Here is a 24,497-nt window from a genome sequence, read left to right as displayed (position 1 = left end):
CTAGGCGCCCTTTGCAGCGGCCGAGAGCCGGATTCCAGCGCCAGAACCGCCATGACTGCCTTCAACACCGAACGCGTCCTCAGCGTCCACCACTGGAACGAGACCCTGTTCAGTTTCAAGACCACGCGCGACCCGGGTCTGCGTTTCCATAACGGCCACTTCGTCATGATCGGACTGGAGGTCGACGGCCGGCCGCTGGTGCGCGCCTACAGCATCGCCAGCCCGAACTACGAAGAGCACCTCGAATTCCTCAGTATCAAGGTGCAGAATGGCCCGCTGACCTCGCGGCTGCAGCACCTGAAGGTGGGCGATCCCATCCTGGTCAGCAAAAAGCCGGTCGGAACTCTGGTGCTGGATGACCTGCGTCCCGGCAAGCGCCTGTACCTGCTCGGTACCGGCACCGGGCTGGCGCCGTTCATGTCCATCATCCAGGACCCGCACACCTACGAGCGCTTCGAGAAAATCATCCTGGTGCACGGCGTGCGGCTGAAGAGCGAGCTGGCCTACGGCGACTTCATCAGCGAACACTTGCCGCAGCACGAATTCCTCGGTGACATGATCCGCGCGCAGCTGATCTACTACCCGACGGTGACGCGGGAACCGTTCCGCTACATGGGACGGCTCACCGACCTGATCGAGACCGGCAAGTTCTTCGAGGATACCGGCCTGCCGCCGCTCGACCCGGCCGAGGACCGCGCCATGCTGTGCGGCAGCCCGTCCATGCTCAAGGACACCTGCGCACTGCTGGACGCGCGCGGCTTCGAGATCTCCGCGCACCAGGGTGTGCCCGGCGATTACGTGATCGAGCGGGCGTTCGTGGAGAAATAATCGGCCGCAGTGCACCAACGAAAAAGCCGCCCATGGGCGGCTTTTTCGTTCTGGATCCCGTGTCCGCCCTGCGGGCTTGCACGGGATGACCCTTGCCCGAGGGCAAGGGTCACTTGATCTTCGCTTCCTTGAACACCACGTGCTTGCGCACGACCGGGTCGTACTTCTTCTTCTCCAGCTTGTCCGGCGTGTTCTTCTTGTTCTTGTCGGTGGTGTAGTAGAAACCGGTATCGGCAGTGGAAACGAGCTTGATCTTGTCGCGCATGGCGTACCCCTCAGACCCGTTCGCCGCGGGCGCGGATGTCGGTCAGCACTGCCTCGATGCCCTTCTTGTCGATGATGCGCATGCCCTGCGAGGACACACGCAGGCGCACGAAGCGGTTCTCACTCTGCACCCAGAAACGCTTGGTGTGCAGGTTCGGCAGGAACCGGCGGTGGGTCTTGTTGTTGGCATGCGAAACGTTGTGACCGGTCATCGGCTTCTTGCCGGTCACCTGACAGACTCGGGACATGGACGTCTTCCTCGGCAGTATTCGCGCGCAACGGCGATCCGGGGGCGCGATAAAGCGCGCCTTTATATCAGTTCCGCTCCGCGGCGGCAAGCGCGACGGTGTTCACGCCTGCCCCGCACCTGGGCCGAATGGCATCGGGCGGTACCCACGCAGGTGATTGATGTCATTGGAAAAGCGCGATTCTGTACGGGACTGCCGGGCGCATGCCGCGCGGCGCTGCGGCTTGGCAGCCTTGCAGCCGCCGGCTAAGGTAACAGCGTCATGTCCGCCGTCGCCGACGACCCCCGCAAAACCCTGCTCGAAGCAGGCGCACGACTGGCCGTGCAGGCCGGTGGGCTGCGCGACCTGACACTGCCGCTGCTGACGCAGGTCGCAGGCGTCAGCGAGGCCGAGTTCGACGCCGCCTTTGCCAGCCTGGATGATTTCCGGCGCCAGCTGCTGCGCCACATGATGGACGTGGTCCGCGCCGAGGTGCTGGCGACTGCCGCCGGCTTCGGGCGCCCGGGTTTCGAACGTCTGTGGCATACGGTCGAGGCCTTCCTCGATGCCAATCTGCGCCATCCCGCCATGCGCAGGCTCGCCTACGAAATGCGCACCGATCCGGTCGCCATCGAACTGCTGCGCCAGCGCATGGCGGGTTATGCCATGGTGTTCAAGACCGAGCTCGCCGCACTCGATCGCCCCAATCCGGCCGGCGCCGCGCGTCTGGCGACGGCCATGATCGTGGAGGCGGCGAAGGCGGAACACGAAACCGGGCATGCCAATGCCGAGGTGCGGCGTGCCCTGTATGCGTTCCTGAAGGCCTACGCTGGCTGAACTGCTCGAATACTTGGGCGGGCGCAGGACCGCTCACAGCCAGCCGCGCTCGGCCAGCGACGTGATCTCGCCGTCGCCGACCACCAGGTGATCGAGCACGCGGATGTCCACCAGCGCCAGCGCGGCGCGCAGCCGCTGCGTCAGGCTGCGGTCGGCGGCGCTGGGCTCCGCTACGCCGCTGGGATGGTTGTGGGCGAAAATCAGCGCAGCCGCGTTGTGTTTCAGCGCGGCTTTGACTACTTCGCGCGGATAGACGCTGGCGCCGTCCAGCGTACCGCGGAACAGTTCCTCGAATCCCAGCACGCGGTGCTGGTTGTCGAGATACAGGCAGGCGAATACCTCGTGCGCGCGGTCACGCAGCCGCGCCTGCAGGAAGCGGCGCGTCGCGGCCGGATCGCTCAGCGCATCACCGCGGCTGAGCTGCTCCCCCAGATGCCGGCGCGCCATTTCCAGCGCCGCCTGCAGCTGCGCGTACTTGGCCGGCCCCAGGCCGGGGCAGGCGCACAGCGTCGCGGCATCGGCGTTGAGCAGACCGCGCAGGCCGCCGAAGCGTGCGAGCAGCTCGCGTGCCAGCTCAACCGCACTTTTGCCCGGCAGGCCGGTGCGCAGGAAGATGGCGATCAGCTCGGCGTCCGACAGGACTGCTGCGCCGCGTGTCAGCAGCCGCTCACGCGGACGCTCGTCGACCGGCCATGCGCGTATGCCGCGAATCGAGTTCAAGGCCTGGCGCCGCTGCGCAGCGAGAGGGTCTCGTCACCGCGGATCAGCAGACAGTCGAGCAGCTCGATGCCCGCCGCGCGCAGCCAGTGTTCGATGCGGGCATAGTCGGGGGCCTTGGCCGGATCGGGGAGGAAAGGGTTGTGTGCCAGGAGCACGCGGGGGCAGCCCAGCTGGCGCGCGGTCTGGACCACCACGGGCAGGTGCACCAGTGCACTGGGTTTGTCGCCGCGGAAGTAGCCATTGTAGGCAATCGCCTGGTCCTCGCCGCCGAGATAAAGGCCGGCCAGCACCTCGTGAAACGGGTGGTGCATGCGCCGCATGAAGGCGCGGCCGTACTCCAGCGGGTTCTGTCGGAACTGCACCCGATCCCAGAGGGCGTGAAGATCGTGCCCGGCCAGTCCATGGCCCAAGGGTACGCTGGACCCGCGCTGGCGCGGGGCAGGTTCGCGAATCTGAGGCAGCGGGTCGGCGGGCGACAGGCTGCCCGCCCTTGGAAGATACGTCCCTGTGAACATACTGCACTCCCTGCAGACTCAAACAAAGTATGAAGTGTGGCGCACGTTAAGCAGCGCCCGCCGCCCCGGCAAGCAGATATCCTTGACGGTCTTTGTAGGCAGTTGCCTACACGAGAACGGGCGCCAGCAGTGAGCGGGTCTTGTTGCCGGGGCTGATCAGCAGGAAGTCGTGCAATTCCACGCCGACCTCGTCCAGTCGCGCGTGCATGCGCCGCACGTCCGGCAGGGTCGCGTTCGGATCGAAGATCATGTTGTAGGCCAGGATCACGCGCACGGCGCCCAGCTCACGCGCGGTCTTGCCGACTCCGGGCAGATGCGACAGCGCGCTCGGCCGCTCGCCGCGGAAATAGGTGTTGTAGGTCAGCGCCCGGTGCTCGGCATCGAGGAACAGCACACCGAGCACCTCGCCGAAGGGGTGGTGCATGCGCAGCATGAACTCGCTGCCGTATTCGCGCCCGCGCAGCGCGAACTGCGCAGGATCCCACTGGCTGGACAGGTCTTCTCCCGCCAGGCCCTGGACCTGGGGTCCGAAATCGATCTCGGCAGTTGCCTGCAGAGGCATCGAGCCAGCGGCAAGTCGCGTGGCGGAAGCATGGTGATCTCGAGTGCTGTTGTGCATCTGCCGATCCCCCGAGGCCGACTACATTTTGACCCGCACCATACGGGTGTTTTTTGCGCAGGGTCAAGCCGGCAAGCTTCCTTCTGTCTCGTCAGATTTTCCCTACACAGCCTTACGGGCTGCGCTGGCAAGCCGAGGGGCTTTCGGATAGGCTAACCTGCGGTTTTACAAGGTTTTCCGATGGGCTCACTGGCCAACAAGCGGATACTGCTCGGTGTGACGGGTGGCATTGCCGCCTACAAGAGCGCCGACCTCGTGCGCCGGCTCAAGGAACGGGGCGCCGACGTGCAGGTGGTGATGACCGCCGGCGCGCAGCAGTTCGTCACGCCGCTGACTTTCCAGGCCGTATCCGGTCGCGAGGTGCGCACCACCTTGCTCGACCCGGCGGCCGAGGCCGGCATGGGGCACATCGAGCTGGCGCGCTGGGCGGACGTGATCCTGGTGGCGCCGGCCAGCGCCAACTTCATGGCGCGTATCGCACACGGCCAGGCCGATGATCTTCTCGCCACGCTATGCCTGGCCAGCGACGCGCCGATCATTCTTGCGCCGGCCATGAACCGGCTGATGTGGGCCAATGCCGCGACCCAGGCCAATGTCGCGACGCTGGCGGCGCGCGGCCTGCAGCTCTGGGGCCCGGCGGCGGGCGAGCAGGCCTGCGGCGAGGTGGGCGAGGGTCGCATGCTGGACCCGCTCGAACTGGCCCAGCGTCTGGCGGCCTACTTCGGCGAGGGCCGGCTGGCGGGCGTGAAGGTCATGATCACGGCCGGCCCCACGCGCGAGCCGATCGACCCGGTGCGCTACATCAGCAACCGCTCCTCCGGCCGCATGGGCTATGCGCTGGCCGAGGCCTGCGCCGCCGCCGGCGCCGAGGTGACGCTGGTCAGCGGGCCGGTGGACCTGCCGGTGCCGGCCGGGGTGACGCGCGTGTCAGTCGAAACCGCGCAGCAGATGCATGAGGCGGTGATGCAAGGCATTGCCGCTACGCAGCTGTTCATCGCCGCCGCGGCGGTGGCGGACTACCGTCCCGTGGCGCAGAACGGCCAGAAGATCAAGAAGCACGAAGCCAGCGTGCGCCTGGACCTCGCGCGCACGCGCGACATCCTGGCCGAGGTGGCCGCGACCCATCCGGAGGTTTTCACCGTCGGCTTTGCGGCGGAAACAGACAAGTTGCACGAGTACGCGCGCGGCAAGCTGGAAAAGAAAGGCCTCGACCTGGTGGCGGCCAACTGGGTCGGTGAGGGCCGTGGCTTCGACCGCGAGGACAACGCCCTGTGGGTGTGCTGGAACGGCGGCGAGCAGGATCTGGGATCCGCGCCCAAGAAGGTGCTGGCGCTGCGCCTGGTGGAACTCATCGCGGATCACTACACGAAAAAAGGAACTGCCAAGCGCCATGCGTCCGGTACAGCTCAAGATTCTTGATTCCCGCCTCGGCAACGAGTTTCCCCTGCCCGACTACGCCACGCCCGGTTCCGCCGGCATGGACCTGCGCGCGCTGCTGGATGCGCCGCTGACGCTGGCGCCCGGCCAGACCGAGCTGATCCCGACCGGCATCGCCATCCATATGCAGGACCGCGGCCTCGCGGCCGTCATCCTGCCGCGCTCGGGGTTGGGGCATAAGCACGGTATCGTGCTCGGCAACCTGGTGGGGCTGATCGACTCCGACTACCAGGGCCAGCTGATGGTGTCCTGCTGGAACCGCGGCCAGACCGCCTTCACCATCCAGCCCGGCGAGCGTATCGCCCAGCTGGTGTTCGTACCGGTGGTGCAGGCGCGCTTCGAGCGGGTCGAGGAATTCGCCGAGAGCCAGCGCGGCACGGGCGGTTTCGGTTCGTCAGGGCGGCACTGAACGCTGCCACCGGCTGCGGCCGATTGCGGAGATAGGCGCTACAATTCTCGGCCAATGCATCGCGGCCCGGTACCATGGCACTGACATCCGAACAGGCGATGAACGTCGCCAACGTCCTCACCGAGGCGCTGCCCTACATCCGGCGCTTCGCGGGCAAGACCGTGGTCATCAAGTACGGCGGCAACGCCATGACCGAGGACATGCTCAAATCCAGCTTCGCGCGCGACATCGTGCTGATGAAGCTGGTCGGCATCAACCCGGTGGTGGTGCACGGTGGCGGCCCGCAGATCGGCGCGCACCTGGAGAAGCTCGGCAAGCAGAGCGAGTTCATCGACGGCATGCGCGTGACCGACGCCGAGACCATGGACGTGGTCGAGATGATGCTCGGCGGCCTGGTCAACAAGGAGATCGTCAACCTCATCAACCAGCACGGTGGGCGTGCGGTCGGCCTGACCGGCAAGGACGGCGGCCTGATCCGGGCGCGCAAGCTGCTGCTGCGCGGCCAGGACATGGGCCAGGTGGGCGAGGTCGAGTCCATCGACCCGCGCATCGTCGGCCACCTGGACCAGGGCGATTTCATCCCCGTGATCGCGCCGATCGGTGTGGGCGAGGACGGCCTGTCCTACAACATCAACGCCGATCTCGTGGCCGGCAAGCTGGCCGGCGTGCTCAAGGCCGAGAAGCTGATGCTGTTGACCAACACCAAGGGTGTGCTGAGCAAGGAGGGCACGGTGCTGACCGGGCTGTCCGCGCGCCAGGTGGAGGATCTGATCGCCGATGGCACCATCTACGGCGGCATGCTGCCCAAGATCCACTGCGCGCTGGACGCCGTGGCCTCCGGGGTCAAGGCTGCCCACATCGTGGACGGCCGCGTGCCCCACGCAGTGCTGCTGGAGCTATTTACCGACGCCGGGGTTGGCACCCTGATTCGCGGCTGAGCCGGCGGGTGCCGGCAGCACGCCGGCGCGCAGCTCGCGCCAGCGCAGGATGTCGCGCTCGAAGCGCGACGCCAGTGCCTGGCGTTCCGCCTGCTGCTTGGCCAGGGCCTGCTTGCTGCTGGCGATACTGTTTTCGAGCTGCTGCAGCTGTCGCTGCAGGTCTTCGGGCACGGGTTTGCCTTGCTGCGCGAGCTGGTCGGCGCGCTGCTTGCGGTCGGTGTAGTCCCTCTCGGCGCTCTGCAGTGAGATTTCCCGGATGCGGATGTTGCCGTCCATGTGGCTCAGCTGCTCGTCGCGGGCCTTCAACAGATCGGCCTCGCTGCCGTACATGTCGAGCAGGATCATGTCGCGTTTGGCCTGCTCTTGCGCCTGGCGCTGCAGCTCGGCCTGGCGCGCCTCCTCGGCCCGCTCCTGGGCGGTCTTTTCGTGCTCCAGGACCTTGATCGTGTCGCCTTCCTTGTTCAGCACCTCGCGCTGTTGCTTGGCATATTCGGGGGGTATGCGGTCGCCATAGCGGACCACGCCATCCTTGTCCACCCATTTGTACAGCTCAGCGGCGACCGTGCTGCCGAGGCACAGTAGAAGAATGCCGAGCGCTGTCTGGACATGCCGCATTGCCGTCTCCGGCCCGAACGGGCCTGGTCAAAGTATAGCCAATCAGACGCCGTAGGCTGCGCGGTAGGCCTCGATCCGCGCCAGCGCATCGGCATGCTGGCGGCGGGCGCGCAGCAGCCGGATCAGGTCGGTGAGCGTCACCAGGCTGACGACGCGCAGGCCCTCGGCCTCCATCTCCTGCACCGCGGAACGGCCGGAGACGCCGCGCTCCTGGCGGTCGAGCGCGATCAGCACCGCGGCCGGTGTGGCGCCGGCATCGCGCAGCAGCTGCAGCGACTCGCGCACCGCGGTGCCGGCGGTCATCACGTCGTCCACGATCACCACCCGTCCGGCGGGTGGCGCGCCGACCAGGCGGCCGCCCTCGCCATGGTCCTTGGCCTCCTTGCGGTTGTAGGCGTAGGGCAGGTCGAGTCCCTGCTCGGCCAGGGCGATCGCGAGACTGGTGACCAGCGGGATGCCCTTGTAGGCCGGGCCGAACAGCATGTCGAACCCGACCCCGGATGCGAGCAGGGCCTGCGCGTACAGCCGGCCGAGCCGGGCCGTGGCGGCGCCGCGCGTGATCTGGCCGAGGTTGAAGAAATAGGGGCTGACGCGTCCGGACTTGAGCGTGAACTCGCCGAAGCGCAGTACACCGCTGTCGAGCGCCAGTTCCAGGAACGCTTCTTGGTAGGCCGGCGTTGGCTGGGCTGCCATGTCTCAGGGACCGTTCAGATTCCTCCGGTATGATAGCCGCCAGCCCCACAACCAGCTAATTCCCGATGCGGATCATCACCTTCAACGCCAACGGCATCCGTTCGGCCGCCAGCAAGGGTTTTTTCGACTGGCTGCCGCAGCAGAAGGCCGACGTGGTCTGCATCCAGGAAACCAAGGCGCAGCTGCACCAGCTGGAACACGATCCGCAGTTCTGCCCGGTCGGCTATCACTGCTTTTACCAGGACGCGACCGCGAAGAAAGGCTACGCGGGCGTCGCGCTGTTCAGCCGGCGCGAGCCGGACGAGGTGCTGCGCGGCCTGGGCGTCGCCGAGTTCGACGGCGAGGGGCGCTACCTCGAGGCCCGCTTCGGCAGGCTCTCGGTGGTGTCGCTGTACCTGCCGTCGGGTTCTTCCGGCCCGCACCGCCAGGCCTCCAAGGACCGTTTTCTCGAATTTTTCCTGCCCGTGCTGAAGCAGTGGGCGAAGAGCGGGCGCGACTACGTCGTCTGCGGCGACTGGAACATCGCGCACACGCAAAAGGACCTCAAGAACTGGAAGTCCAACCAGAAGAACTCCGGCTTCCTGCCGCACGAGCGCGCCTGGATGGATAAGCTGTTCGGCGAGGCCGGCTGGGTGGATGCCTATCGCGTGCTGCATCCGGATGCGACCGACGCCTGCTACACCTGGTGGAGCAACCGCGGCCAGGCGCGTGCCAAGAATGTGGGCTGGCGTATCGACTACCAGGTGATCACGCCGTCGCTGAAAGACACGATCCGCGCGGCGCGCATTTACAAAGAGAAATGGTTTTCCGACCATGCGCCGCTGATCATGGATTACGCGTATGAACTCTGAACGCCGCGACTGGCAGGCGGCGCTGGCCAGCTATGGCCGGCCGCGCGTGCTGGCGATGCTGTTCCTGGGCTTTTCCGCCGGCCTGCCGTTCCTGCTGGTGTTCTCCACGCTCTCGGCCTGGCTGGCGCAGGCCGGCATCAGCCGCACCGAGATCGGCCTGCTGAGCTGGATCGGCATCACCTACTCGATCAAGTTTTTCTGGGCGCCGGTGGTGGACCGCCTGCCCTTGCCGCTTCTGACCCGCGCGCTCGGGCGCCGGCGCGGCTGGATGCTGCTGGCGCAGCTCGGCATCGCCGGCGGGCTGTACGGGCTGTCGCTGTCTGACCCGGGCAATGGGCTGGCACCGCTGGTCTGGCTGGCGCTGCTGGTGGCCTTCGCCTCGGCCACGCAGGACATCGTCATCGACGCCTGGCGCATCGAGGCGGCCGAGAGCGAATTGCAGGGCAGCATGGCGGCGGCCTACCAGTTCGGCTACCGGGTCGCGCTGATCGTGGCCGGCGCCGGCACCCTGTTCGTCGCCGCGGACTGGGGCTGGTCGCTGGCCTATCTCGCGATGGCCGTGTGCGCCTGTGTCGGCATCGTGACCACGCTGGTGATCGCCGAGCCCGCCGCGCACATCAGCCGCGACACCGCGCTGCGCGAGGCGCGCGTGCTCGAGTACATGGCGCGCAACGCGCACCTGCCGCAGCTCTGGCGCACGGTCGCCGGCTGGTTCATCGGCGCCGTGGTGTGCCCGTTCGTGGATTTCTTCGCGCGCAACGGTGTGAAGACGGGTGCGCTCATCCTGCTGTTCATCGGCCTGTTCCGCGTCACCGACATCACCATGGGCGTGATGGCCAACCCCTTCTACCTGGATATCGGCTACACGCTCAAGGAGATTGCGGCGGTGGCCAAGGTCTATGGCGTGATCCTGTCCATGGTCGGCGTGTTCGTCGGCGGCCTGGCGGTGTTCCGCTACGGCTCGATTCCCGTGCTGATCGTCAGCGGCATCCTGGTGATCCTGACCAATCTGGCCTTCGCCACGCTGGCCTTCGTCACCGATCCTGGCATCGCCGGGCTCATGGTGGTGATCAGTGCCGACAACTTCAGCGCGGGTCTGGCCGGCACTGCCTTCATCGCCTACCTGTCGGGTCTGACCAACACGGCGTACACGGCGACGCAGTACGCGCTGTTCTCCTCGCTGTTCACGCTGCCGGGCAAGCTCATCGCCGGCGGCTCCGGCTGGGTGGTGGATCAGTTCGGCTATGTGTTCTTCTTTTTCTACACCTCGGCGCTCGGCGTGCCGGCACTGCTGCTGGTGATCTACCTGTCGCGGCGTCTGCCGGCGAGGCCCGCCGGCTCCCCCTGATCCATGCCCGCCTCGGCGCCGCGCCGGCTGTGCGCACTGTCCGATCTGGCCTCGCCGGGCAGCGCGCGCTTCGACCTGGAACCGGGCCCGGGCAGCCACGGTCTATGCGTCGTGCGTAAGGGCGGGCAAGTCCATGGTTACCTGAACCGCTGCCCGCATACCGGCGCGCCGCTCGACTGGCAGCCGGGCCAGTTCCTGACCGCCGAGGGCGATCTCATCCAATGCAGCCTGCATGGCGCGCTGTTCCGCATCGAGGATGGCTACTGCGTCTGGGGCCCCTGCGCGGGCGATGCCCTGACGCGCGTGCCGCTCACCCTGCGTGGCGACGACATCTACCTTGAGGAGACCTGAAATGGACACCCGTTTGTTTGCCGCCCTGTTCAGCGCCGCACTGGCCGCCGGCGCCGAAGCCGCCGAGGTCACGAGCACTGCCGCCGACCGCGACGCGCTGGCCTTGACCCTCTACGAATCCGACCTGGCGGTGGTGTCCGAGCGGCGCAGCGTTCGCCTGCAGGGCAGCCGCGACAGCCTGGTGCTGCAGGATGTTGCCGCGCGCCTGCAGCCGGAAACCGTGCAGCTGGCCGGCAAGGGCATCCGCCTGGCCGAGACGCGCTTCGCCTATGACCTGCTGACGCCGGAGAGCCTGCTCGAGCGCTTCGTCGGCCGCGAGATCCGGCTGGTGCGCACGCATCCGACCACCGGCGCGGATCAGGTCGAGCGCGGCACGCTGCTGAGTGTGGTCAGTGGGGTGCCGGTGTTCCGCGTCGGCGGCGCGATCGAAACCGGCGGCGCGAACTCACCCTGGCGTATCCGCTTCGACGATCTGCCGGGCGGGCTGCGTGAGCGCCCGACGCTGATCGCCGAGCTGGACGCGGCCGGTGCGGGCCAGCAGACAGTCGACCTGGCCTACCTCACTGGGGGGCTGTCCTGGCAGGCCGATTATGTCGCCGTGTTCGACGAGGACGCGGAGCGTTTACAGTTGACCGGCCTGGCCAGCCTCAGCAATGCCAGCGGCGCCGATTTCAGCAACGCGCGCGTGCGCCTGATTGCCGGCAGCCTGAACCGCGCCAGCGCGCCGCCCATGCCCAAGATGATGCGCGCGATGGCGATGCCGGCGGCCGAGGCCATGGATGCCAGCGTGGCGCCGGTGCAGTCCTTCGAGTACTACGCCTATGACCTGCCGCGGCGCGTGACGCTGATGGATCGCGAGACGCGTCAGCTGCCGCTGCTGGCCGCCACGCCGCTGAAGGTGAGCCGCGAATACCGGCTGGATTCGAGCCAGGGCATCGGTTGGCGCCATGCCCCCGGCGGCGAGCAGCGTGCCAATGCGGCGGTGTATCTGAACGCGAAGAACGAGACCGGCCGCCCGCTTCCGCGCGGCGTGGTGCGCATCTACGGCACCGGCGACGAAGCGCTGCAGCTGCTGGGCGAGGACACGCTGCCGCACCTGCCGGCGGGCGAGAAGATCGAGCTGCTGGCCGGACAGGCCTTCGACCTGACTGCGCGGCGCGTGCAGCTCAAGCACGACCAGCTGGGCCGCGACCAGTTTGCCGCCCGCTGGCAGGTCCTGGTGAAGAACGCCAAGGGCCGTACGGTCGAGGTGCGGGTGATCGAGCCGATGCCCGGCGACTGGAAGATCGAGGACGCCAGCCATCCCCACGAACGCCTCGACGCCAATCGCGCCGCATGGACGCTGAAAGTGCCGGCCAACGGTGAAACGAAACTCGAGTACCGGGTGAGTTGGAGGTAACAGCGCGGTTCTTTGATAGGCGCCTGCGTGCACGCGACCCGGGTCGCGTGCAGCGCGCTCCTACAGAACCCTTATCCCAGCCGGTCCAGCTGGTCGAGCGGGCTTTCCCAGGAGTCGGTGATGAGGCGATCGGGGTCGATGCCGTAGTCTTCCTTGTCCACGTCCATGGCGCCGGACCAGTCTTCGGGCGGTGGCGAGGGTTGCGGCGCCATTTCCAGCCAGCTGTCGAAATCCACTTCCTCGACGGTGCCGTCGAAGTACTGGATCTCGATCGTTTCCTGATCCGCGTCCACGGCCACCACCTCGAAAGGCGGCTCCGTGCCGACGCAATACCAATCGCCGACGACGACGTTGTGCGGCTGGACCTGCATGGCTGGCGTTACCTCCACCGGTGCGGTCGCGCGAGGGAGAACCGATCGCCCTGCCTGTCCTGTATAGACCTTTCACTGCTCCGGTTCAAGCAAAAGATTTCGCGCCCGCTCACCGCGCCTGTGCGCGGCCGTGCTCAGTCGCGCGCAAATACTTGACGATCGTCGCGGAAGCTTTTGAATTCCAGCGCATTCCCGCTCGGGTCGCGCAGGAACATGGTGGCCTGCTCGCCCGCCTGGCCGGCGAAGCGGATGCCGGGCTCGATGATGAACGTCACGCCGAGCGCGCGCAGACGCGCGGCGAGTCGCTGCCATTCGTCCCAGGCCAGGATCAGGCCGAAGTGCCGCACCGGTACGTTCTCGCCGTCGACCTCGTTGCACAGCGCACCGCCGCATTCCTCCGGTCGCAGATGTGCCGAGAGCTGGTGGCCGTGGAAATCGAAGTCCACCCAGCGTTCGGCGGCGCGGCCCTCGGCGCAGCCGAGGATCCCGCCGTAGAAGCGGCGCGCCGCGTCCAGGTCGTGCACCGGAAACGCCAGATGGAAGCGCGGGCGCATCAAAGTTGACTGTCATTCCGGCGAAAGCCGGAATCCAGCGTCTTTAAAGGCTCTGGACCCCGGCTTTCGCCGGGGTGACGGAAGGAGATGGGTCGCCTGAATAGCTCTGTCTTCACGGGCTCGGGTTCGGGTTCTGCTGGTGGATCGTCTCGATGCCCTTGAGCACCTCGTCATCCAGCGTCAGGTCAACGCTGGCGATGTTGGTTTTCAGCTGTTCCATCGTGGTGGCGCCGATGATGGTGCTGGTCAGGAACTCGCGGGTGTTGACGTAGGCCAGCGCCATCTGCGCCGGGTCGAGACCATGCCGGCGCGCCAGCGCCACGTAGTCGGCCGTGGCCTGCTCGTCGCGCGGGCTGGTGTAGCGCGAGAAGCGTTTGTACAGCGTCAGGCGCGCGCCCGGCGGCCGCTGTCCGTTCAGGTATTTGCCCGACAGCACGCCGAAGCCCAGCGGCGAATAGGCCAGAAGCCCCACCTGCTCGCGGATCGCGCATTCGGCCAGCCCGACCTCGAAACTGCGGTTGAGCAGGCTGTAGGGGTTCTGGATGCTGACGATGCGCGGCGCAAGGCCGGCGTCGGCCACGCGCAGGCATTCCATCAGCCCCCAGGGCGTCTCGTTGGAAATGCCAATGTGCCGCACCTTGCCTGCCTTGACCAGCTCCGCCATTGCCGCCAGCGTTTCCGCCAGCGGAATGTCGTCGTCCTGCGGTGCGTGTCGATAGCCGAGCTCGCCGAAGTAGTTGGTGGCGCGGTCGGGAAAATGCAGCTGGTACAGGTCCAGGTAATCCGTCTGCAGCCGCGCAAGGCTGCCGTCGATGGCCTCGAAGATGTGTGCGCGACTCAGGCGCGGGCCGCCGCGGATATGCGGCAGCCAGTTGGCGCGTCCGCTGACCTTGCTGGCGAGGATGACGCTGTCACGGTTACGGCGCGCCTTCAGCCAGCTGCCGATGTACTGCTCGGTGCGGCCCTGGGTCTCGGCCATCGGCGGCACCGGGTACATCTCGGCCGTATCGATGAAGTTCACGCCCTGTTCGAGCGCGTAGTCGAGCTGAGCGTGCGCCTCGGCTTCGCTGTTCTGCTGGCCCCAGGTCATGGTGCCAAGACAGATGACGCTGACGCGGATGTCGGTCCGTCCGAGTGGTCGGTACTGCATGTTCAGGACGCGCCGTTGTCCTTGCTGTTGTCTTTGCCCTTGGCGGCCCTGCGCATCTTGCGCCGCTTCCGGGCGATGTCCTCGATCAGCGGCCGCAGGATGATCTCCATCGCCATCGGCATCTTGCCGCCGGGAATGCACAGCGTATTGGGACGCGTCATGAACGAGCCGTGCAGCATGGACAGCAGGAACGGGAACTCCACCTTGAGACGCCGGGGACGTCGGAAGCGGATGATGACCAGGCTCTCGTCCGGTGTCGGCACGTCGCGGGCGATGAAGGGGTTGGAGGTGTCCACCAGCGGGATGCGCTGGAAGTTGATGTCGGTGCGCGAGAACTGCGGTGTGATGTAGTTGATGTAGTCGGACATCCGCAGCAGGATCATCTTGGTGACGTCCTCCCGCGAGTAGCCGCGCTCGCCAGTGTCGCGGTGGATCTTCTGGATCCACTCCAGGTTGATGGCCGGCGCGACGCCGACCAGCAGGTCCACGTATTGCGCCACGTCCACGCGGTCGGTGACTACGCCGCCGTGCAGGCCCTCGTAGAACAGCACGTCGGTGCCTTCCGGGATCGGCGTCCAAGGCGTGAAGCTGCCGGCGTGCTGGCCATAGGGCAGGGCCTCGTCCTCGGTGTGCAGGTAACGCCGGATCTCGCCGGTGCCGTGCTGCGAATACTCGCGGAACAGCGCCTCGAGCCGATCGAGGTGGTTGGCCGCGGGGCTGTAGTGGCTGAAGGTCTCGCCGCGCACCAGTGCGCGTTGCACGACGTTCTTCATCTCCTCGCGGTCATAGCGGTGGAAGCTGTCACCCTCGACGTACACCGCTTTCAGGTGCAGGCGGTTGAAGATGTGCTCGAAGGCCGAGCGTACGGTGCTGGTGCCTGCGCCCGAGGAGCCGGTCACGGCGATGATCGGATGTTCCAGCGACATGCCTGCTCCTCAGTATTACGGTTCGCTCCCCCTTGACGGGGGAGGGTTAGAGTGGGGTGCTTGGTTACCGCCGCCGATACGCGAGGTCGAAGACCTCGTGGCCAAGTTTCAGACCGCGTTGCTCGAACTTGGTCAGCCGCCGCTCGGGTGGCCGCGGGACGAAGCCCCCGTCCGCGGCCAGATTAGCAAAATCGGGATGGGCGTTCAGTACCGCGCGCATGTGCTCGGCATAGGGCGCCCAGTCGGTGGCCAGCAGCCAGCGCCCGCCGGGTTTGAGCGCCCGCGCCACGCGATCGGCGAACTCGGACTGGACGATGCGCCGCTTGTGGTGGCGCTTCTTGGGCCAGGGGTCTGGGAAGTACAGCTCTACGCAGTCCAGGCTGTGTGGAGGAATGACGCGATCCAGTACCTCGACGGCGTCGGCGCAGAAGATGCGCACGTTGGTCAGGCTGTGTGCCGCCAGCTGCGCCAGCAGCCGTCCCACGCCGGGGCGGTGCACCTCGATGCCGAGGTAGTCCTGCCCGGGATGCGCCAGCGCCTGCGCCAGCACGTTGTCGCCGTTGCCGAAGCCGATCTCCAGCACGCGCGGCGCCTCGCGTCCGAACACTTGCCACCAGTCGAGCGGGCCGCCATCCGCCGCCAGCCCATAGTCTGGCCAGAATTGCGCGAGCGCCAGTTTCTGCGACGGTGTCATGCGCCCCTCGCGGCGCACGAAGCTGCGGATGCGGCGTTGCGTAGGCGTGTCGGTCATGGATCAAAAAGAAAGAATGGACAGGAAAGACAGGATCTACAGGATTAACAGGCTGGATTCTTGATTTGTAAGAGCAATGGCTTCTCTTGTCCTGTAAATCCTGCGAATCCTGTCCGTTTACGCCCACTCAGAACGGCAGGCCGGATTCGGGCGAGGAGGCCGAGGCGTAGCGCCGCCGCGGCATGCGGCCGGCGAGGTAAGCCTCGCGCCCGGCCTCGATGGCCTTCTTCATCGCACTGGCCATCAGTACCGGATCCTTGGCCTCGGCGATGGCGGTGTTCATCAGCACGCCGTCGCAGCCCAGCTCCATGGCGATGGTGGCGTCGCTCGCGGTGCCGACGCCGGCATCCACCAGGATCGGCACCTTGGCGTTCTCGACGATGCTCAGAATGTTGTAGCGATTCTGGATGCCCAGGCCGGAACCGATCGGCGCGGCCAGCGGCATCACGGCCACGCAGCCGAGTTCCTCCAGACGCTTGCAGGCGATGGGGTCGTCCATGCAGTACACCATCACCTCGAAGCCTTCCTTGATCAGTTGCCCGGCGGCCGCGAAGGTGGCCTGCATGTCGGGATACAGCGTCTTCGGGTCGCCCAGCACCTCGAGCTTGACCAGACGGTGGCCGTCCAGCAACTCGCGCGCCAGCCGGCAGGTGCGCAGCGCATCCTCGGCGGTGTAGCAGCCGGCGGTATTGGGCAGGATCGTGTAGCGGCTGGGGGGGATGACGTCCAGCAGGTTCGGCTCGTTCGGGTTCTGGCCGATGTTCGAGCGGCGGATGGCAACCGTGACGATCTCCGCGCCCGAGGCCTCGATCGCCTGCCGGGTCTGCTCGAGGTCCCGGTACTTGCCGGTGCCGACCAGCAGGCGCGAGCGGTACTCGCGCCCGGCGATGGTCAGGGGTTTGTCGAGAGCGGAATTTGTCATCGTTTGTCATCCCCCGCCGATGGCCTGCACGATCTCGACCTGGTCGCCTTCGGCCAGCGCCCGGGCCGCGTATTCGCTGCGCGGCACGATCTCGCCGTTGAGTTCCACCGCCAGGCGCCGCCCGGTGAGGCCCAGCCGGGCGATCAGGTTATCGAGATTACAGGGGGCGGGCAGTTCCAGGGTGTCGCCGTTGACCCGGAGAATCATTACCGTACATCCTAAAGCGCTGCGGGCCCGGCCGTTCCGGCCGTCACAATGACATCACAGGCCGCCAGCATAGCAAGACCGATACGAAACGCGCAGGCTGCGAACCCGCGCCAGGGGATGTTTTCACGATGGGCGAACCGATCCTTGACCTGATTCCCGCCGAACGGGCGCGCACGCTCTACGGCCTGTTCCGCGAGCGGGTAAGGCGCAGTCCCGGCAAGCTGGCTTACCGCGGCTACGACCGCGAGGCCAAGGCCTGGACCGACAGCAGCTGGGCCGACATGGCCGCGCTGGTCGGGCGCTGGCAGGCGGCGCTGGCGAAGGAGGGGCTGCAGCCCGGCGACCGCGTGGCCATCGCGCTGCGCAACTGCCGCGAGTGGGTGGCCTTCGACCAGGCCGCGCTGGGCCTGGGCCTGGTGACAGTGCCGCTGTACTGCGACGACCGCGCCGACAACGTTTCCTACATATTGAACGACTGCACTGCCAAGCTGGTGCTGATCGAGAATCCGCGTCTGTGGCAGCGCCTGGCGCCGGCGCTCAAGGACGTCGCCAGCCTGCAGCGCATCCTGCTGCTGGAATCCGACGACGCGCCCCCCAAAGCCAGCGACCCGCGCCTGCGCCAGGTCGCGGACTGGCTGCCGGCGAAAGGCGAGCTGTGCGAGGACAAGGGCGAGTCGCGGGGGCTGGCCTCGATCGTCTACACCTCCGGCACCAGCGGCCGTTCCAAGGGCGTGATGCTGAGCCACTGGAACATGCTCAGCATCGCTGAGGCCTCGTGGAAGGTGGTCAACGTCCACACCACCGACCTGTTCCTGTCCTTCCTGCCGCTGTCGCATACCTTCGAGCGCACCGTCGGATACTACGTCGCGCTGATGGCAGGTGCCGCAGTGGCGCACGCGCGCTCCGTCAACCAGCTGGCCGAGGATCTGATCGAAATCAGGCCGACGGTGCTGATCGCGGTACCGCGCATCTTCGAGCGCGTACACACGCGCATCCTGCAGCAGATGGCCAAGGGGCCGGCCATCAAGAAGAAGCTGTTCGAGCTCACCGTGCAGGTGGGCTGGGAGCGCTTCGAGTACCGGCAGGGGCGGCGCAGGCTGCCGAGCCCGCTGCTGGCGCTGTGGCCGCTGCTCGACCGGCTGGTCGCGCGCAAAGTGATGGACAAGCTGGGCGGGCGCGTGCGCGCCTCGATCTCCGGCGGCGCGGCGCTGCCGCCCGCGATCTCGAAGGTGTTCATCGCGCTCGGGCTGAACCTGATGCAGGGCTATGGGCTGACCGAGTTCAGCCCGGTGGCCAGCGTGAACCCCGAGCACGACAACGATCCCTCCACCATCGGCCCGCCGCTGCCGGGCGTGGAAGCCAAGATCGGCGAGAACCGTGAGCTGCTGCTGCGCGGTCCCGGCGTGATGATGGGCTACTGGAACAACCCGGTGGCGACCCGGCAGGCCATCGACCCGGACGGCTGGCTGCACACCGGCGACCAGGCCGAGTTCGTCGGCACGCACCTGCGCATCATCGGCCGCATCAAGGAAATCGTGGTCATGTCCAACGGCGAGAAGCTGCCGCCCGCCGACATCGAGGCCGCCATTACGCTCGACCCGCTGTTCGAGCAGGCCATGATCATCGGCGAGGGCAAGCCCTACCTGATCGCGCTGCTGGTGCTGAATGCCGAGCAGTGGCCGGAGGTCGCGGCCGAGTTCGGGCTCGATCCGAACGACCCGGCGTCGCTCAATGACAGCGCGCTGCTGCAGAAGATGCAGGCGCGCGTGACGCACCTGCTCAGGGATTTCCCCGGCTACGCCAAGGTGCGGCGCATCGCGCTCAGCCTGGAGCCGTGGAGCGTGGACAACGGCTGCCTGACCGCAACCATGAAGCTCAAGCGCAGCGCGGTGGTGCAGCGTTACGCCCACGCGATCGAGCAGATGTACGCCACTGCCCAGCGCGCCTGAAGCCGTGCCTGGAACTTCGGGCCTGCCGTGTCGTCACAGGCTGCGGCTGCCCATCACCGTAACGGAACCCGCAATGCCCTCTGTCACCCCACTGCGCGGCCTGGCCGCTGCGCTCGCTTTGCTGGTCGCCGCGCCCGCCACGGCCGCCGATCGCCCGGCCGCGCGGCTGTGCTTTTTCTCCTACAACAATGCTGCCGAGTACGAAGCGGTCAGCCGCTTCGTCGCGCAGCTCAATCGGCATGCACCGGTGCGTACCGAGGTGGTCGAACTGCAGGCCTTCGATACCGACCCCGAGGACGCGATCCGCGCCGCAGTCGGGTCCGGCCTGCGCTGCGACGGGCTGGTGCTGTCGGGCCACCAGCGCAAGCGCAAGTTCTGGGGCGAGCGCAGCGACGGCAGCATCAAGACCAAGCATTTCGAGGCGCTGTCCTGTGCCAACGACAGCGCCGGCTGGTTCCACGACGTCAAGGCCGTGTGGCTGCAGGGTTGCAGTACCGGGGGGCAGGCCCTGCTGGATCCTGCGGTCAAGCCGAAGAAGCGCATCGACGGCGGCCCGCTGCCGCTGCTGCAGGCCGAAATCGACCTGCGCGATCTGGAAGACAGCCTCGAAGACGTCAACGGCCGGCTCGAGGCCAACCTCAACGAGGACAACATCGCGGTCGATTATCTGCGCATCTTCCCGGCCGCCACGCTCTACACCTGGACCCACAAGGCGCCGGGCGAGAAGGCCGGCTCGCAGAACTCGCTGCTGTTCCACGTGGCGCAGGTTTCCCGCCTGGCCGGGGCGCCGCCGGCGCTATACGAGGACCCGCGCGGCCGCCTGAGCCCGGCGGCGGCGCGCCGCTACGGCGAGGTGCTGTACGCGATGCTGACCGGCGTGGCGCTCGACGCGCCCGGCCTGACCGAGGCGAACTTCCTCAAGGGCTGGCAGGCACACGGCGATTACCGCCAGAAATATGCCTTCGACAACCACGAACTCAAGGCCTTCCCCGCGCTGCTGCACGCCGACGCCGAGATCCTGCGCCTGAACCGCGGCCTGCGTTGCCTGCTGCAGACTTACCCGGGCAAGGATCGCGCCGAGGATCTGGTGGCCTATATCGCAGAACACGACCATCACGGGCCCTACAACGACCTCTTGCTGTTGGCCCTGCTGGACAAGACGGCCGACCAGCCGGAACTGCAGCAGCGCCTGCAGGCCCGGCTGGCCGGCAGCGGGCGGCTGATGCAGTACCTGGCGCAGGCGAAGCACCGCCCGGCCGCGGCCAGCCTGCACCAGCGGCTGCGCAGCGCCACCACCGCCCTGGCCGGGCAGCAGGCGGGCAGCGTCAACGGGGACGGCGCGGCCATGGTTCAGCCTTAACCGTCTAGGCAGTCTTCTTTCAGCCTCGTACAATCGGGCGGCGGACACGCGGGTGTAGTTCAATGGTAGAACTGCAGCTTCCCAAGCTGCTAACGTGGGTTCGATTCCCATCACCCGCTCCATACACGGCCCGGCCGGCGTACCGCGCGCGGCGCCGGCTGGGCTCGTCTCACCTGCCACGGTGGTCGGCATGAAAATCATCGTAAAAATCGTTCTTGGCCTGCTCGGTCTGCTGCTCGTATCCGGCATTGCGCTGGCCGTGTTCCTGCCGCTGTACTTCGATCCCAACGATTACAAGGCCGAGATCGCGCAGAAGGTCAAGGCGCAGACCGGCCGCGAGTTCACGCTCAAGGGCGACATCCGCCTGAGCGTGTTCCCGTGGCTGGGCATGCAGATCGGCGAGGCCAGCCTCGGCAATGCGCCGGGCTTCGGCGCCGAGCCCTTCGCCGCGGTGCGCGCGGCCGAGCTGCGCGTCAAGCTGCTGCCGCTGCTGCGGCGCGAGATCCAGATCGGCACCGTGGTGCTGGACGGTTTGGCACTGCGCCTGCAGAAGAACGCGGTCGGCCAGAACAACTGGGACGACATCGGCCCGCAGAAAAAACCCGACGAGCCAAGCCCCGCCCAGGACAAGCCGAGCGAGTTCAAGCTCGAGTCGCTGGAGGTGGCGGCGCTGGAGATCAGGGACTCCACCGTGCTGTGGAGCGACGCGCAGTCCGGCGACCGCTACGAGCTGCGCAAGTTCGACTTCAGCACCGGCAAACTGCGCTCGGCCGAGCCCTTCCTGCTCAGGAGCGAGTTCGAGTTGACGGCCGGCAAACCGGCCGTCAGCAGCCGGGTGGCGCTGGAGGGCAAGGTCAATGCCGACCTCGAGCGGAAAACCTATCGCATCGACGATTTCGAGCTGAAGGCCGAGGTGGCCGGCGAGAAGCTGCCTGGCGGCAAGCAGCCGCTGTCGCTGACCGGCGCGGTAGATCTCGACCTCAAGAACCAGAAGCTGTCGATCAAGGATCTCGTGCTAGAGGCCTTCACGCTCAAGGTCACCGGCCAGGCGAACGGCAGCCAGATCCTGGACAAGCCTGCGTTCAGCGGCCAGATCAAGGCCGCCGACATCAACCCGCGCGCGGTGCTGAAGGCCCTGGGCAAGGAGGAGCCCAAGACCGCGGACGGCAAGGTGCTGACCCGCGCCAGTTTCGAGTCGGGCTTCACGGCGACCGGCGAGCGCGCCGACCTGAGCCCGATCCGCATCAAGCTGGATGACAGCAGTCTCGAGGGCCGTCTGTCGGTGGCCAACTACAGCAAGCCCGCGATCGGCTTCGACCTCAAGGTGGACGAGATCGACATGGACCGTTATCTCGCCCCGCCCGACGAGAAGGATGGCGCGGGCGGCGGTGGCGGCAAGGCAGAAGAGGGCGAGGTCGGCGTGGACGCGATCAAGGACCTCAACCTCAACGGCTCGCTGAACGTCGGCAAGCTCAAAGTGAAGAACCTGCGCTTCGAGAACGCCAACCTCAGCCTGCGCGCGCAGGACGGCGTGATGGTGATCGAGCCGCTCAGCGCCGGCTTCTACCAGGGGCGCATCAACCTGTCCGGGCGCCTGGATGCGCGCGGCAGCCGCCCGGCCTACGCACTCAACGCGCAGACCAGCGGCATCCGCATCGAGCCGATGCTCACCGATCTGACCGGCAAGGCCAAGGTCAGCGGCACCGCCACCCTGAACCTCGACATCAGCACCGCCGGCGCCCGGTCGAGCGAGTTCAAGCGCGCGCTCAACGGAACCCTGAGCTTCCGGCTGCTGGATGGCGAGATCAAGGGCTTCAACCTCGGCCACAAGCTGCGGCAGGCCCAGGCCATGCGCAAGGGCGAGCGCCTGGCCGACGACGCGCCGCAGACCACCGACTTCGCCGAGATCAGCGGCACGCTCAACATCGTCAACGGCGTGTTGCGCAACAACGACCTGGACGGCAAGAGCCCGGCCTTTCGTGTCAATGGCGAGGGCTCGGCCAATCTGGTCAACGAAACCATCGACTACCTGGCCAAGGTGTTCGTGGTCAAGACCAGCAAGGGACAGGGCGGCGAGGCGCTGGCGGACCTGGAGGGTGTATCCATTCCCGTGCGGCTGACCGGCAACCTGTACGCACCGGACTGGAAGATCGACCTGGGCAGCGCGCTCAAGGAAAAGGCGGAAGAAAAACTCGAGCAAGAGAAAGAGAAGGCCAAGCAGAAGCTGCTGGACAAACTGGGCATCGGCGGCTCGTCATCCCGCCAGCCCGCGCCCGACGCCGGCGGCGCGACCGCGACCGAGCCGTCCGGCGCCCCTGCGCAGAGCACCGAGCCCGCGCCCGCGCCGGAAGAAAAGTCGGACAAGGAGCGGCTGAAGGAAGAAGCCCTGCGCCGTCTGCTCGACTGAAATGCGCGCGCGGCCCACGCCACCGGCCCGGGACCGCTTCAGCCAGCGGGTACTGCGCTGGTACGACCGACACGGCCGCAAGAATCTGCCCTGGCAGCATCCGCGCAGCGCCTACCGTGTGTGGCTGTCCGAAATCATGCTGCAGCAGACACAGGTGGCGACGGTCATCCCGTATTTCCAGCGCTTCGTCGAGCGCTTCCCCGACATTGCTTCCCTGGCCGCGGCGCCCCTCGATGAGGTGCTGCGGCACTGGGCGGGGCTGGGTTACTACGCCCGCGCGCGCAATCTGCACCGCGCGGCACGGCTGATCGTCGAGTGCCACGGCGGCGAATTTCCGCAAGAGTTCGACGCCGTGCAGGCTCTGCCCGGCATCGGCCGCTCCACTGCCGGTGCAATCCTGGCGCAGGCCTTCGGCCAGCGCCATGCCATCCTCGACGGCAACGTCAGGCGCCTGCTTAGCCGCTACCACGCCGTCCCCGGCTGGCCGGGTGAGCCGCGCGTCGCGGCGCAGCTGTGGCACCACGCCGAATCGCATCTGCCGTCGCGGCGCCTGGCGGATTACACACAGGCGCTGATGGATCTGGGCGCAACGGTCTGCGGGCGCCGCCCCGATTGTGCGCGCTGCCCCCTGCGCGGCGACTGCCGGGCACATGCGCAGGGGCAGGCGCAGAAATATCCGCAGCCGCGTCCGCACAAGGTACGGCCCTTGCGGGCCACCCGCATGCTGATCCTGGAGCGAGCCGACGGCAGCATCCTGCTCGAGCGCCGGCCCACGCGCGGCATCTGGGGCGGCCTGTGGTGCCTGCCGGAGCTGCCGGCCCAGGCCCGCGCTGCCGCGCATTGCCGCAGCGCCTACGGCGTGCAGGTGCAGCGCGCGCGTATCCTCGAGCCGCTGCGCCACGGCTTCACGCATTTCGACCTCGACATCCACCCGATCCGCCTGCGCGTGCAGACGGCGCCGGCCGCCGCCCCGCCGGAGGAGGGCCGGGTGTGGTACCGTCACGTCGGCCGCCGGCAGGCGCGGCACACTGTTGCGCTGCCGGCGCCGGTGCAGAAACTGCTCGACCAGCTGATCCACGAGGAATCCGCCGCATGACCCGCAGGGTGAACTGCATCAAGCTCAAGCGCGAGGCCGAAGGCCTGGCGGCGCCGCCTTACCCGGGTGCGCTGGGACAGCGCATCTTCGAAAGCGTCTCGCGCCAGGCCTGGGCCGAGTGGCTGGAGCACCAGAAGCGGCTCATCAACGAATACCGGTTGCAACTGTCCGACCCCAGGGCACGCGCCTTCCTCGCCGCCGAGATGGAAAAATACTTCTTTGGCGGCGATCTGGCCGGCACCGGCTATGTGCCGCCGGAGTCCAGCAGCAAGTCCGAACCTTGACCACAAGCCCCCGCACCGCTTTAATACGCGCTCTTTCCGCCGGCGCTACCCATCGGCAGCGCGGCAAATCGCCAGGCCAGGTAGCTCAGTTGGTAGAGCAGGGGACTGAAAATCCCCGTGTCGGCGGTTCGATTCCGTCCCTGGCCACCATATCCACTTCCGCAGAAGTCCACCAGAAGCCGGATCGCCCGCATAAACACTGGCGATTCCGCTGATTTATCGTCCCTGCCCATCCGGCCTCGTCCATTGCAATCCGGGGGCAACTGGGGGCAGCTGGGGGCAACTGGCAATGTGATTCCGGGAGTTGCCCCCAGAAATGGCCCTCACCGACCCCGCGATCCGCAAGCAAAAGCCATCCACGAAGCCGCTGCGGCTGTTCGATGGCGCCGGCCTTTACCTGGAGATCGCGCCGAACGGCGGCAAGTGGTGGCGCTTCAATTACCGATTCGCCGGCAAGGAAAAGCGCGTC

At 67.1% G+C, this 24,497-nt stretch carries 29 protein-coding genes and 2 tRNA genes; 17 read left to right on the top strand and 14 right to left on the bottom strand.

Annotated features, from left to right (window positions below; translation table 11 throughout):
* Window positions 1–51: 51 nt before the first annotated feature.
* Window positions 52–828, top strand: a complete 777-nt coding sequence (locus VNJ47_02870; GenBank protein ID HXG27775.1) for a ferredoxin--NADP reductase — start codon at window positions 52–54, stop codon at window positions 826–828.
* Window positions 829–937: 109 nt separating this feature from the next.
* Here the strand turns inward: VNJ47_02870 and rpmG are convergent, their stop codons facing one another.
* Entirely contained in the window at window positions 938–1,093 is a 156-nt protein-coding gene (gene rpmG / locus VNJ47_02865) for a 50S ribosomal protein L33 (GenBank protein HXG27774.1), read from the bottom strand.
* A gap of 10 nt (window positions 1,094–1,103) precedes the next feature.
* Window positions 1,104–1,340, bottom strand: coding sequence for a 50S ribosomal protein L28 (gene rpmB / locus VNJ47_02860; GenBank protein HXG27773.1), 237 nt, complete (start codon window positions 1,338–1,340; stop codon window positions 1,104–1,106).
* Between the two features lie 261 nt (window positions 1,341–1,601).
* Here rpmB and VNJ47_02855 point away from each other — a divergent pair, with 261 nt between their 5' ends.
* Window positions 1,602–2,156 carry a hypothetical protein gene (locus VNJ47_02855; GenBank protein HXG27772.1) on the top strand — a complete coding sequence of 185 codons (555 nt, stop codon included), beginning with the start codon at window positions 1,602–1,604 and terminating at the stop codon, window positions 2,154–2,156.
* A gap of 33 nt (window positions 2,157–2,189) precedes the next feature.
* On the opposite strand, the gene radC is transcribed toward VNJ47_02855, so the two are convergent.
* From radC to VNJ47_02840, 3 genes are all read right to left on the bottom strand, one after another.
* Window positions 2,190–2,876 (bottom strand): DNA repair protein RadC, encoded by a 687-nt coding sequence (radC, locus tag VNJ47_02850; protein HXG27771.1) that lies wholly within the window; start codon window positions 2,874–2,876, stop codon window positions 2,190–2,192.
* The gene (locus VNJ47_02845) at window positions 2,873–3,238 is read right to left on the bottom strand and encodes a JAB domain-containing protein (GenBank protein HXG27770.1); all 366 of its coding nucleotides are present in this window, start codon (window positions 3,236–3,238) and stop codon (window positions 2,873–2,875) included. The genes radC and VNJ47_02845 overlap by 4 nt, the downstream gene beginning before the upstream one ends.
* A 259-nt stretch (window positions 3,239–3,497) precedes the next feature.
* The gene (locus VNJ47_02840) at window positions 3,498–3,953 is read right to left on the bottom strand and encodes a JAB domain-containing protein (GenBank protein HXG27769.1); all 456 of its coding nucleotides are present in this window, start codon (window positions 3,951–3,953) and stop codon (window positions 3,498–3,500) included.
* Window positions 3,954–4,190: 237 nt separating this feature from the next.
* On the opposite strand from VNJ47_02840, the gene coaBC reads away from it, so the two are divergent.
* From coaBC to argB, 3 genes are all read left to right on the top strand, one after another.
* Window positions 4,191–5,429, top strand: a complete 1,239-nt coding sequence (coaBC, locus tag VNJ47_02835; GenBank protein HXG27768.1) for a bifunctional phosphopantothenoylcysteine decarboxylase/phosphopantothenate--cysteine ligase CoaBC — start codon at window positions 4,191–4,193, stop codon at window positions 5,427–5,429.
* Window positions 5,401–5,856 (top strand): dUTP diphosphatase, encoded by a 456-nt coding sequence (gene dut / locus VNJ47_02830; GenBank protein HXG27767.1) that lies wholly within the window; start codon window positions 5,401–5,403, stop codon window positions 5,854–5,856. Before coaBC ends, dut begins: the two co-directional genes overlap by 29 nt.
* Window positions 5,857–5,930: 74 nt before the next feature.
* The gene (argB, locus tag VNJ47_02825; protein HXG27766.1) at window positions 5,931–6,794 is read left to right on the top strand and encodes an acetylglutamate kinase; all 864 of its coding nucleotides are present in this window, start codon (window positions 5,931–5,933) and stop codon (window positions 6,792–6,794) included.
* On the opposite strand, the gene VNJ47_02820 is transcribed toward argB, so the two are convergent.
* Together VNJ47_02820 and pyrE are read right to left on the bottom strand one after the other, a co-directional pair.
* The gene (locus VNJ47_02820) at window positions 6,753–7,409 is read right to left on the bottom strand and encodes a DUF4124 domain-containing protein (GenBank protein ID HXG27765.1); all 657 of its coding nucleotides are present in this window, start codon (window positions 7,407–7,409) and stop codon (window positions 6,753–6,755) included. The two genes, argB and VNJ47_02820, sit on opposite strands and share 42 nt — an antisense overlap.
* 42 nt (window positions 7,410–7,451) lie before the next feature.
* A complete protein-coding gene (gene pyrE / locus VNJ47_02815; protein ID HXG27764.1) occupies window positions 7,452–8,102 on the bottom strand; it encodes an orotate phosphoribosyltransferase in 651 nt (216 codons plus the stop codon).
* A gap of 65 nt (window positions 8,103–8,167) precedes the next feature.
* Here pyrE and VNJ47_02810 point away from each other — a divergent pair, with 65 nt between their 5' ends.
* Genes VNJ47_02810 through VNJ47_02795 form a run of 4 tightly spaced genes read left to right on the top strand, consistent with a single transcriptional unit; the run spans window position 8,168 to window position 12,051 of the window.
* Complete coding sequence (locus VNJ47_02810) at window positions 8,168–8,953, top strand: exodeoxyribonuclease III (protein HXG27763.1); 786 nt, start codon at window positions 8,168–8,170, stop codon at window positions 8,951–8,953.
* Complete coding sequence (locus tag VNJ47_02805; GenBank protein HXG27762.1) at window positions 8,943–10,301, top strand: MFS transporter; 1,359 nt, start codon at window positions 8,943–8,945, stop codon at window positions 10,299–10,301. Before VNJ47_02810 ends, VNJ47_02805 begins: the two co-directional genes overlap by 11 nt.
* Before the next feature lie 3 nt (window positions 10,302–10,304).
* Complete coding sequence (locus VNJ47_02800; protein ID HXG27761.1) at window positions 10,305–10,652, top strand: Rieske (2Fe-2S) protein; 348 nt, start codon at window positions 10,305–10,307, stop codon at window positions 10,650–10,652.
* A gap of 1 nt (window position 10,653) precedes the next feature.
* Entirely contained in the window at window positions 10,654–12,051 is a 1,398-nt protein-coding gene (locus VNJ47_02795) for a DUF4139 domain-containing protein (GenBank protein ID HXG27760.1), read from the top strand.
* A gap of 71 nt (window positions 12,052–12,122) precedes the next feature.
* Here the strand turns inward: VNJ47_02795 and VNJ47_02790 are convergent, their stop codons facing one another.
* The 7 genes from VNJ47_02790 to thiS all read right to left on the bottom strand — a co-directional run bounded on the left by VNJ47_02790 (window position 12,123) and on the right by thiS (window position 16,932).
* Complete coding sequence (locus VNJ47_02790) at window positions 12,123–12,422, bottom strand: DUF6763 family protein (protein HXG27759.1); 300 nt, start codon at window positions 12,420–12,422, stop codon at window positions 12,123–12,125.
* A 134-nt stretch (window positions 12,423–12,556) separates the two neighbouring features.
* Window positions 12,557–12,976 carry a VOC family protein gene (locus tag VNJ47_02785; protein ID HXG27758.1) on the bottom strand — a complete coding sequence of 140 codons (420 nt, stop codon included), beginning with the start codon at window positions 12,974–12,976 and terminating at the stop codon, window positions 12,557–12,559.
* 112 nt (window positions 12,977–13,088) lie between these two features.
* Window positions 13,089–14,126, bottom strand: coding sequence for an NADP(H)-dependent aldo-keto reductase (locus VNJ47_02780; protein ID HXG27757.1), 1,038 nt, complete (start codon window positions 14,124–14,126; stop codon window positions 13,089–13,091).
* 2 nt (window positions 14,127–14,128) lie between these two features.
* Window positions 14,129–15,052, bottom strand: a complete 924-nt coding sequence (locus tag VNJ47_02775; GenBank protein ID HXG27756.1) for a phosphoribulokinase — start codon at window positions 15,050–15,052, stop codon at window positions 14,129–14,131.
* Window positions 15,053–15,116: 64 nt separating this feature from the next.
* Entirely contained in the window at window positions 15,117–15,803 is a 687-nt protein-coding gene (gene trmB, locus VNJ47_02770; protein HXG27755.1) for a tRNA (guanosine(46)-N7)-methyltransferase TrmB, read from the bottom strand.
* 127 nt (window positions 15,804–15,930) lie between these two features.
* A complete protein-coding gene (locus tag VNJ47_02765) occupies window positions 15,931–16,725 on the bottom strand; it encodes a thiazole synthase (GenBank protein HXG27754.1) in 795 nt (264 codons plus the stop codon).
* Between the two features lie 6 nt (window positions 16,726–16,731).
* Window positions 16,732–16,932: a sulfur carrier protein ThiS gene (gene thiS, locus VNJ47_02760; protein HXG27753.1), complete on the bottom strand. Its 201-nt coding sequence runs from the start codon at window positions 16,930–16,932 to the stop codon at window positions 16,732–16,734.
* A gap of 128 nt (window positions 16,933–17,060) precedes the next feature.
* On the opposite strand from thiS, the gene VNJ47_02755 reads away from it, so the two are divergent.
* The 8 genes from VNJ47_02755 to VNJ47_02720 all read left to right on the top strand — a co-directional run.
* Window positions 17,061–18,881 (top strand): long-chain fatty acid--CoA ligase, encoded by a 1,821-nt coding sequence (locus tag VNJ47_02755; protein ID HXG27752.1) that lies wholly within the window; start codon window positions 17,061–17,063, stop codon window positions 18,879–18,881.
* A gap of 73 nt (window positions 18,882–18,954) precedes the next feature.
* On the top strand, window positions 18,955–20,241 hold the full coding sequence (locus tag VNJ47_02750) for a hypothetical protein (protein ID HXG27751.1): 1,287 nt from the start codon (window positions 18,955–18,957) through the stop codon (window positions 20,239–20,241).
* 48 nt (window positions 20,242–20,289) lie between these two features.
* A tRNA-Gly gene (locus VNJ47_02745) sits at window positions 20,290–20,363 on the top strand.
* Window positions 20,364–20,431: 68 nt separating this feature from the next.
* The gene (locus tag VNJ47_02740) at window positions 20,432–22,648 is read left to right on the top strand and encodes an AsmA family protein (protein HXG27750.1); all 2,217 of its coding nucleotides are present in this window, start codon (window positions 20,432–20,434) and stop codon (window positions 22,646–22,648) included.
* Between the two features lies 1 nt (window position 22,649).
* The gene (mutY, locus tag VNJ47_02735; protein ID HXG27749.1) at window positions 22,650–23,744 is read left to right on the top strand and encodes an A/G-specific adenine glycosylase; all 1,095 of its coding nucleotides are present in this window, start codon (window positions 22,650–22,652) and stop codon (window positions 23,742–23,744) included.
* Window positions 23,741–24,028 carry an oxidative damage protection protein gene (locus tag VNJ47_02730; protein ID HXG27748.1) on the top strand — a complete coding sequence of 96 codons (288 nt, stop codon included), beginning with the start codon at window positions 23,741–23,743 and terminating at the stop codon, window positions 24,026–24,028. The genes mutY and VNJ47_02730 overlap by 4 nt, the downstream gene beginning before the upstream one ends.
* A 74-nt stretch (window positions 24,029–24,102) precedes the next feature.
* Window positions 24,103–24,178 (top strand) — tRNA-Phe (locus tag VNJ47_02725).
* A gap of 166 nt (window positions 24,179–24,344) precedes the next feature.
* The coding region (locus VNJ47_02720) for an Arm DNA-binding domain-containing protein (GenBank protein HXG27747.1) at window positions 24,345–24,497 on the top strand (153 nt) is incomplete at its 3' end.

Source organism: Nevskiales bacterium (genome assembly GCA_035574475.1).
Classification (GTDB): domain Bacteria; phylum Pseudomonadota; class Gammaproteobacteria; order Nevskiales; family DATLYR01; genus DATLYR01.
The sequence above is the reverse complement of the archived record's forward strand: the minus strand, read 5'-3'. Positions and strand labels throughout refer to the sequence as shown.

What these genes read in the sequence shown, in the direction of transcription:
- thiS (HXG27753.1), bottom strand. Translation starts at nt 16,932, where the DNA reads ATGATTCTCCGGGTCAACGGCGACACCCTGGAACTGCCCGCCCCCTGT.
- VNJ47_02765 (HXG27754.1), bottom strand. Translation starts at nt 16,725, where the DNA reads ATGACAAATTCCGCTCTCGACAAACCCCTGACCATCGCCGGGCGCGAG.
- VNJ47_02795 (HXG27760.1), top strand. Translation starts at nt 10,654, where the DNA reads ATGGACACCCGTTTGTTTGCCGCCCTGTTCAGCGCCGCACTGGCCGCC.
- VNJ47_02730 (HXG27748.1), top strand. Translation starts at nt 23,741, where the DNA reads ATGACCCGCAGGGTGAACTGCATCAAGCTCAAGCGCGAGGCCGAAGGC.
- VNJ47_02870 (HXG27775.1), top strand. Translation starts at nt 52, where the DNA reads ATGACTGCCTTCAACACCGAACGCGTCCTCAGCGTCCACCACTGGAAC.
- VNJ47_02780 (HXG27757.1), bottom strand. Translation starts at nt 14,126, where the DNA reads ATGCAGTACCGACCACTCGGACGGACCGACATCCGCGTCAGCGTCATC.
- VNJ47_02785 (HXG27758.1), bottom strand. Translation starts at nt 12,976, where the DNA reads ATGCGCCCGCGCTTCCATCTGGCGTTTCCGGTGCACGACCTGGACGCG.
- coaBC (HXG27768.1), top strand. Translation starts at nt 4,191, where the DNA reads ATGGGCTCACTGGCCAACAAGCGGATACTGCTCGGTGTGACGGGTGGC.
- dut (HXG27767.1), top strand. Translation starts at nt 5,401, where the DNA reads ATGCGTCCGGTACAGCTCAAGATTCTTGATTCCCGCCTCGGCAACGAG.
- argB (HXG27766.1), top strand. Translation starts at nt 5,931, where the DNA reads ATGGCACTGACATCCGAACAGGCGATGAACGTCGCCAACGTCCTCACC.
- VNJ47_02820 (HXG27765.1), bottom strand. Translation starts at nt 7,409, where the DNA reads ATGCGGCATGTCCAGACAGCGCTCGGCATTCTTCTACTGTGCCTCGGC.
- VNJ47_02775 (HXG27756.1), bottom strand. Translation starts at nt 15,052, where the DNA reads ATGTCGCTGGAACATCCGATCATCGCCGTGACCGGCTCCTCGGGCGCA.
- VNJ47_02855 (HXG27772.1), top strand. Translation starts at nt 1,602, where the DNA reads ATGTCCGCCGTCGCCGACGACCCCCGCAAAACCCTGCTCGAAGCAGGC.
- rpmB (HXG27773.1), bottom strand. Translation starts at nt 1,340, where the DNA reads ATGTCCCGAGTCTGTCAGGTGACCGGCAAGAAGCCGATGACCGGTCAC.
- trmB (HXG27755.1), bottom strand. Translation starts at nt 15,803, where the DNA reads ATGACCGACACGCCTACGCAACGCCGCATCCGCAGCTTCGTGCGCCGC.
- VNJ47_02800 (HXG27761.1), top strand. Translation starts at nt 10,305, where the DNA reads ATGCCCGCCTCGGCGCCGCGCCGGCTGTGCGCACTGTCCGATCTGGCC.
- VNJ47_02840 (HXG27769.1), bottom strand. Translation starts at nt 3,953, where the DNA reads ATGCCTCTGCAGGCAACTGCCGAGATCGATTTCGGACCCCAGGTCCAG.
- mutY (HXG27749.1), top strand. Translation starts at nt 22,650, where the DNA reads ATGCGCGCGCGGCCCACGCCACCGGCCCGGGACCGCTTCAGCCAGCGG.
- rpmG (HXG27774.1), bottom strand. Translation starts at nt 1,093, where the DNA reads ATGCGCGACAAGATCAAGCTCGTTTCCACTGCCGATACCGGTTTCTAC.
- pyrE (HXG27764.1), bottom strand. Translation starts at nt 8,102, where the DNA reads ATGGCAGCCCAGCCAACGCCGGCCTACCAAGAAGCGTTCCTGGAACTG.
- VNJ47_02740 (HXG27750.1), top strand. Translation starts at nt 20,432, where the DNA reads ATGAAAATCATCGTAAAAATCGTTCTTGGCCTGCTCGGTCTGCTGCTC.
- VNJ47_02805 (HXG27762.1), top strand. Translation starts at nt 8,943, where the DNA reads ATGAACTCTGAACGCCGCGACTGGCAGGCGGCGCTGGCCAGCTATGGC.
- VNJ47_02755 (HXG27752.1), top strand. Translation starts at nt 17,061, where the DNA reads ATGGGCGAACCGATCCTTGACCTGATTCCCGCCGAACGGGCGCGCACG.
- VNJ47_02810 (HXG27763.1), top strand. Translation starts at nt 8,168, where the DNA reads ATGCGGATCATCACCTTCAACGCCAACGGCATCCGTTCGGCCGCCAGC.
- VNJ47_02790 (HXG27759.1), bottom strand. Translation starts at nt 12,422, where the DNA reads ATGCAGGTCCAGCCGCACAACGTCGTCGTCGGCGATTGGTATTGCGTC.
- VNJ47_02750 (HXG27751.1), top strand. Translation starts at nt 18,955, where the DNA reads ATGCCCTCTGTCACCCCACTGCGCGGCCTGGCCGCTGCGCTCGCTTTG.